The organism is Actinophytocola sp. (assembly GCF_045807065.1).
Classification (GTDB): Bacteria; Actinomycetota; Actinomycetes; order Mycobacteriales; family Pseudonocardiaceae; genus Actinophytocola.
This window is the reverse complement of sequence record NZ_JBJMIE010000157.1, coordinates 1-6,776: the sequence shown is the minus strand read 5'-3', so window position 1 is coordinate 6,776 and position 6,776 is coordinate 1. Positions and strand designations below refer to the sequence as shown.

The following is a 6,776-nucleotide window of genomic DNA, read 5'->3' as shown; positions in this document are numbered from 1 at the left end:
CGTGCCCAGCTCGCTGACATACTCCAGAATCGGCTCGGCGACGTGCAGGGTGGACAGCAGCCGACCGTACTGCGCGACCACCGGCGGGCTGGTCACGGTCGGCACCTGCGCGACCCGGCCGGCGGTGCTGCCGGGGCGCAACACGTCCAGCTCGTGGGCGGCGTCCGGGTAGCCGATGGACGTCCGCACCATGAACCGGTCGAGCTGCGCCTCGGGCAGCCGGTAGGTGCCGTCGAGGTCGATCGGGTTCTGCGTGGCGACCACGAGGAACGGGTCGGGCACGGCGTGCGCGACACCGTCGACGGTGACCGTGCGCTCCTCCATCACCTCCAGCAGCGCGGACTGGGTCTTCGCGGCCGCGCGGTTGATCTCGTCGGCCAGCACCACGTTCGCGAACACCGGGCCGGCGCGGAAGTTCACCTGCCCGCTGCGCGGGTCGTACACCGAGGTGCCGGTGACGTCGGAGGGCAGCAGGTCGGGGGTGAACTGCACGCGCCGGGACAGCCCGCCGAGCGCACCGGCCACCGCCCGCGCGAGCGTCGTCTTGCCCGTGCCGGGCACGTCCTCCAGCAACACGTGCCCGCCGGCGAACATGGCGACCAGGACCAGGTCCACGACCTGCCGCTTGCCCCGCACCGCCGTCTCGATCGCGTCGCCCACCTGCGTGTGGAGGTGGCGGAAGGCCGCGATGTCCCGCTCACCGATCCCCGGTCCGGCCAGTGCGGTCATCGCACACCGTCCTCTGTGGACTCCTCCGGTCGCCCGCGTCTGCCGAGGACCTGCACCAGCACGGCGATGACGAGGAACCCGGCCCCCGTGCCGGCCTGCCCGAAGTCGGTCGACCTCGCTGCCGGCGTCAGCTCGACGATCCTGCCGCTGCCGAGGCACAGGTACTTGCCGCACATGGGTTCTCTTGGCCCCTGGACCGACCTCGCCGCGGAGTCGACGGACCGGCTGCCGTCCCGCGCGGTCGCCCGCACCACGACGCGGTTGGGCCCGGTGTCCACGTCGATGTCGAGTGTGGTCGTCCCGCACGTGATGGCGGCGCCGTAGCCGAGGGTGGTGTTGACCACCTGGCAGGTCCCGTCGTGGCCGGCCCAGTCGCCCGGCCAGGTCATCGTGACGCGGCGGGTGTAGCCGTTGCCCGTCGCGGTGATGCTGGTGATCACGGTCGCGCCGGCGGTGGGCACGGTCGCGGCCGGCGGCGGGTCGGCGGGCGGGTCGGCGGGCGGGTCGGTCGTCGGGTTGTTCGCGGGTGGCGGATCCTGCGGCGGCGGGTCGGCGGGCGGGTCGGTCACCGGCGGCGGTGGCTCGGAGGTCGGCTGGTTCCCCGCCGGGACGGTCCACGACCGGGTGCCGGCGGCGCTCGCCCCGACCCGGTTGAGCGCCGTGACCGTGACGTCGAGCCGCCCGTTCACGCAGAACGTGCCGCCGTCACAGGGGATCGTCAGCCGCGTGCTGGTCGAGGTGGTCTGCGCGGTGCGGGTGCCGCCGCCGAAGTCGCCGGTGGCCTCGACCGTGTAGCCGGTGACCTTCTCGCCGTTGTCGTCGGCCGCGCCCCAGCTGACGGTGACGACGATCTCCGAGGCGGACCGGCTGGCGAGCGCCACGGTGACGCCGGGTGGGGTGCCGGGCACGGTCCCCCCGGGGGTCGAGGTCCCGCCGGGGATCCCGGGGCCCGGCGAGTCGGGTGACCGCCGCTGGTCGCCGCCGCGGTTGTCCGGCCTCTCCGGCCGGGGCGTCGGCCGCGGCGGCGAGGGCACCTCGGGAAGCGGCGGCCGGTCCGGGTTCACGACGGGCAGCGAGGGACTGCGGATGGTGACGGAGTGCGTGGCCCCGTCCGCGTCGACGATGACCCCGCGCTCGGCGCCGGGTGCGCTGATGACGAGCCTGCCGTCGTCGAGGACGATCTCGGGATCGCCGCTGCCGGGTGTCCGCACGTCCGACCCGCCCCGCCTGCCGGCCTTGTCGAGCACGACCACCTTGCCCTGCCCGCGGCACGGCACGTACACCTCGTCCCGGAACACGACGGGTCGCCCCGGCTCGGGACACCCGAGCGCGGCGGTGTCCACCCGCACGACGCGCTCCCCGGCGACGATCACCACGGTGTGCCGCCCGGGCACCGCGGCGGGCACGAGCGCGTCGGGACTGCTCCGCGCCGCGAGCACTTCGCCGGGCAGCTTCGGCGTGGACCCGCTGACGTCCGACCCGGTCCCGACCTGCCGCACGACGCCGTCGTCGAGCCCGAAGAGCGTCACCCCCTTGGCATGCGGCACGAGGACCGTGCCTGGGCCGGCGCCCTGGACCAGCTCACTGGCCTTCTCCCGGAACTTCCCGGCCTCGCCCACCCAGTCGAGCGAGTGCAACCGCCCGTCGTAGTCGGCGGCCCAGACGACCCCGGCGTCGTCGGCGACGACGTCGGCGAGCGGTTTGCCGGCACGCCACGGCGCGCCGAGGTCGGCGAGCGTCACGGGATCGGCGTCGGCGATGGTCCCGCCCGGCCGATCCACGACGTAGATCCGTCCGTGGGAGACGAGCACCGTGGTGGCCGGCCCGGGCTGTGCCTGCCGCCGTCCGCTCGCCAGCAGGGTGGCAAGGTCCATGACGGTGATCTGCCCGTTGCGCCGGTTGAGGATGACGAGCAGACCGTCCTTCTGCGTGACGTCGAGCTGCGCGTCACCCCCGGCGACCCGCAACCGCACCTCCGGCCGCCCCGAGGCCGGGTTGACCTGCACGACCTCCCCACGAGGGTTGTCGGGCAACCAGGTCAACCCGTCCGAGACGTCGACCGCGGTCCGCGCCACGCCGGTCCCGAGCGCCGCCCCGACGAGGAGCAGCACACCGAGCGAGGCGGCCCCGAAGCTGGCGGAGTCCCGCACCCGCCGCCGCCGGAACACGCCGACAATCCGTTGCCACACGACAAAGCCCCCACTTTCCATGACCCGCACGGATGCCACCGAGGCCCGGTCCGCCCCAGACCACCGAAATCGACCGTCGAACTCGCCGACCACAGGGGCTTCGCCACCACCCGGCGAGCGGATTGCCCACCCCGGCAGGTTTCTTTCCGCCTCACCGCCGCAATAGTCGGATCCGACCATAGCAGCGCACACGGCCGCGTCGTCCGGCGCGCGTCGGCCGCGGGTTCGCCACGCGGGTCCCGCTCTGACGCGCGGAACGTCTCGTGGGGGTGCACGTCCGCTCCGGATCCGACCACCGGAGTGCGCCACCTCGGTACACAGGGATGATTGGTCTGTGGAAATCGCGGCTCAGTTTGTGGCGTTGGTGGTGGCGGTGCTCGTCTTCACGGCGGTGGCGCGGCGGTTCGACTGGTCGGAGCCGCTGTGTCTGATCACCGTCGGGGTCGTGGCGTCGTTCGTGCCCGGGGTGCCGGACTACCGGCTCTCGCCCGAGGTGGTGCTCGTCGGTCTGTTGCCGCCGTTGTTGTACTCGGCCGCGATCCAGACCTCGCTGCTGGACTACCGCAAGCTGCGGGGGCCGATCGCGCTGCTGTCCGTCGGGCTGGTGATCTTCACGACCGTCGTCGTGGGGCTGGTGGTCTGGGCGGTCGTGCCCGGGCTGCCGCTGGCGGCGGGCATCGCGCTCGGGGCGGTCGTCGCGCCGACGGACGCGGTCGCGGCCAGCGCGGTGGCGCAGCGGGTCGGGATGCCGCGCAAGCTGATCCGACTGATCGAGGGCGAGAGCCTGTTCAACGACGCGACCGCACTGGTCGCGCTGCGCACCGCCATCGCCGCCATCGCCGGGTCGATCACGATCCTGCAGGTCGGGGTCGACTTCCTGCTCGCCGTGGCCGGCGGGGTGATCGCGGGCGCGCTGATCGGCTTCGCCGCGAGCTACGTGCGGCAACGGCTCACCGACCTGGTCAGCGACACCGCGCTCTCCTTCGCCGTGCCGTTCGTGGCCTACCTGCTCGCCGAGGTGGTACACGGCTCCGGCGTGCTCGCGGTGATCGTCACGGGCATCATCCTCGGGCACAAGTCGCCGGCGATCCTGTCCGGGTCGGCGCGGATCGCGAGCCAGCACAACTGGCAGACCATCCAGTTCCTGCTGGAGAACATGGTCTTCCTGCTGATCGGCCTGCAGCTGCGGTGGATCGTCCAGGCGGTGGTGGACAGCGGCGTGTCGGTCGCCATGGTCATCGGCATCTGCCTGGCCGTGCTCGTCACCACGATCCTCTCCCGGATCCTGTGGATGATCGGCATCGGCATGATCAAGCGCGTCATGCGCCGGTTCGGCCTGAGGAAGAGGTCCGTCTGGCCGTGGACCTACTCGGCCGTGCTCGCCTGGGCGGGCATGCGCGGCGTGGTCACCCTCGCCGCCGCGTTCATCCTGCCCCCCGACACCCCGCAGCGACCCGTGCTGCTGCTCGCCGCGTTCGTGGTCGTGGCCGGCACGCTGCTCGTCCAGGGCATGACACTGCCCGGGCTGATCCGCCGCCTGCGGCTGCCCACGCCCGACCCGGCCGAGGACGCGCTGCAGGAGGCCGCCGTCCTCAACGACATGACCCGGGTGGCGCTGGAGAAGCTGGAGGAGATCCGCGGCCCCAACGACCCCGAGGAGGTCGTCCGGCGGCTGCGGGACCGGCTGCGGGACCGGTCCGACTCGGCGTGGGAGCAGCTCGGCCGGCGCAGCCCGCTGCCCGAGACCCCCAGCGACACCTACCGCCGCCTGCGCCTGGAGCTGCTCCAGGTCGAACGCGAGGAGTTCCTGCGCGCCCGCGACAGCGGCAGCGCCGACGACACCGTCCTGCGGCGCGTGCTGGCACGGCTCGACATCGAGGAGTCCATGCTCGACCGCGAGGACGACGGGCAGCCCGAGATGACCCGCGAGCTGCACACCCCGGTCGCCACCGCGGGCTCGTGCAAACACCTCGACCACCGGTGGAAGGACGTCGAGGCCAACTCGCCGGACAGGTGCGAAGCCTGCGTCGAGGAGGGCATCAGCTGGGTGCACCTGCGCATGTGCCTCAAGTGCGGCAACGTCGCCTGCTGCGACTCCTCCCCCGGCAACCACGCGACCAAGCACTTCCACGACACCCGCCACCCGGTGATGCGCAGCGCCGAACCGGGCGAGACCTGGCGCTGGTGCTACGTGGACCAGCAGCTCGGCTAGGGGGTTTCACCCGGGCGGCCGACGGCAACCCTGTGCTCGCGGACCGGTGAGAGGAGAAGAGCATGCCTGGCGAGGAGGTCATGCCGAGCACCCTGCGCCGCTCACCGCGGAAGGCGCAGCGGACCTGGGTGAAGGCACACGACTCGGCGGCCGAGACCTACGGCGAGGGCCGCCGCGCCCACCAGACCGCCTTCGCGGCGCTGAAGCACTCGTTCGAGAAGGTCGGCGACCACTGGGAGCCGAAGGAGAAGCGCGGCCCGTCCGACGCCCAGGCCGCCCGCGGCGCCAACCGGCGCCCGACCGGGACGGCCGGCGGCGTGGACGCGAACGCGTCGAAGAAGCACCTGTACGAGCTGGCCCAGCGCCTCGAGATCCCGGGCCGGTCGAGCATGAGCAAGCAGGAGCTGGTCGACGCGCTGCAGAAGGCCAACAACAGGCAGACCGCCCGCCGGCGCGCTCAGCCCTGACGGAACTTGTCGAGCACGCGCCGGTCGCGCTTGGTGGGCCGGCCGGCGCCACGATCGCGGCGGGCGACCGGCACCAGCGCGTCCGGCGGCGGTTTCGGCGTGCGGTCGATGAAGCACGTCGCCGCGTCCGGGGCACCCACCCGCTTCTGGATGATCCGGACCACCTCGACCACCTTCGTGGTGCCACCCGCGCGGACGCGGACCTCGTCGCCGGGTACCACGGTGGTGGCCGGCTTGGCGGGACGGTCGTTGACCCGCACGTGCCCGCCGCGGCAGGCCGCCGCCGCGTCCGTGCGGGTCTTCGTCAGCCGGACCGCCCACAGCCAGCGGTCAACTCGCGTCGACTCCACACCTCAGAAACTAGTCGGGACCGCCGGGTGGCGTTGCACCTGGAGTGCCCCGCGGACGATCGTCTCCTTGTAGAGCGCCGCGAGCCGGCCCGTGAGCACCCACTCCACCGGCTCGTCGTACCGGTTCACGAACTGGATCAGGCCGTCCCGCCGGCCGAGGCTGATGCACTGGTTCACGTACCGGAACCGCAACGGCCTGACCGGCCTGCCGGCCCGCCTGGCACGGATCGCGCGGACCGCGAGCTGCGCCACCGGCATCCCGGTCGCACACGCCATCCGCAGCTCCTGCCCGCCGGACAGCCGCATGGCCGCCGCGTCCCCGATGCCGTAGACGTCCGGGTGCGAGGTCGACCGCGCGCTCTCGTCGACGATCAGCCGGCCGTGCCCGTCGACCGCGAGCCCCGCCTCCGCCGCCAGCGACGGCACCGTGAAGCCGGTCGTCCACACCACGACGTCGGAGGCGACGTGCTCGCCCCCGGCCAGTACGACGCCGTCCGCCCGGACCTCGGCGACCCGCACCTGGTCGCGGACCTCGATCCCCAGCCGCTGGGCCGTGCGGCGCAGGTGCCGGCGGCCCTTCTCCGACAGGCGCGCGCCGAGCACGCCGTCGGTCACCAGCCGGACCTTCAGCTCCGGACGCTGCTCGGCCAGCTCCGTGGCGGCCTCGATGCCGGTCAGCCCACCACCGACCACCGTCACCACCCCGCCGGCCCCGACCCGTTCCCGCAGCCGCGCGGCCTGCTCGGGGGTCGCGACGGTGTAGGCGTGCTCGGCGGCCCCCGGCACCGAGTCGACGTCCATCCGGCTGCCGAGCGCGTAGACGAGCGTG

At 73.3% G+C, this 6,776-nt stretch carries 6 protein-coding genes; 2 read left to right on the top strand and 4 right to left on the bottom strand.

Translation table 11 applies throughout. The features are described 5' to 3' along the window. Positions 1-729 (bottom strand): AAA family ATPase (locus tag ACJ73U_RS09285; RefSeq protein WP_407777139.1); only part of this gene is annotated, 729 nt, incomplete at its 3' end. Continuing rightward, complete coding sequence (locus tag ACJ73U_RS09280) at positions 726-2,918, bottom strand: hypothetical protein (protein ID WP_407777138.1); 2,193 nt, start codon at positions 2,916-2,918, stop codon at positions 726-728. The genes ACJ73U_RS09285 and ACJ73U_RS09280, both read right to left, overlap by 4 nt. Before the next feature lie 334 nt (positions 2,919-3,252). On the opposite strand from ACJ73U_RS09280, the gene ACJ73U_RS09275 reads away from it, so the two are divergent. After that, complete coding sequence (locus ACJ73U_RS09275; RefSeq protein WP_407777137.1) at positions 3,253-5,130, top strand: Na+/H+ antiporter; 1,878 nt, start codon at positions 3,253-3,255, stop codon at positions 5,128-5,130. 62 nt (positions 5,131-5,192) lie between these two features. Next, positions 5,193-5,597, top strand: coding sequence for a ChaB family protein (locus tag ACJ73U_RS09270; protein ID WP_407777136.1), 405 nt, complete (start codon positions 5,193-5,195; stop codon positions 5,595-5,597). On the opposite strand, the gene ACJ73U_RS09265 is transcribed toward ACJ73U_RS09270, so the two are convergent. Together ACJ73U_RS09265 and ACJ73U_RS09260 are read right to left on the bottom strand one after the other, a co-directional pair. Further along, the gene (locus ACJ73U_RS09265) at positions 5,588-5,947 is read right to left on the bottom strand and encodes an RNA-binding S4 domain-containing protein (RefSeq protein ID WP_407777135.1); all 360 of its coding nucleotides are present in this window, start codon (positions 5,945-5,947) and stop codon (positions 5,588-5,590) included. The genes ACJ73U_RS09270 and ACJ73U_RS09265 overlap by 10 nt on opposite strands. Before the next feature lie 3 nt (positions 5,948-5,950). Beyond that, positions 5,951-6,776 (bottom strand): NAD(P)/FAD-dependent oxidoreductase (locus ACJ73U_RS09260; protein WP_407777134.1); only part of this gene is annotated, 826 nt, incomplete at its 5' end.

Excerpts from the sequence above, each read along its gene's own strand:
- ACJ73U_RS09270 (WP_407777136.1), top strand. The coding sequence starts at position 5,193 with ATGCCTGGCGAGGAGGTCATGCCGAGCACCCTGCGCCGCTCACCGCGG.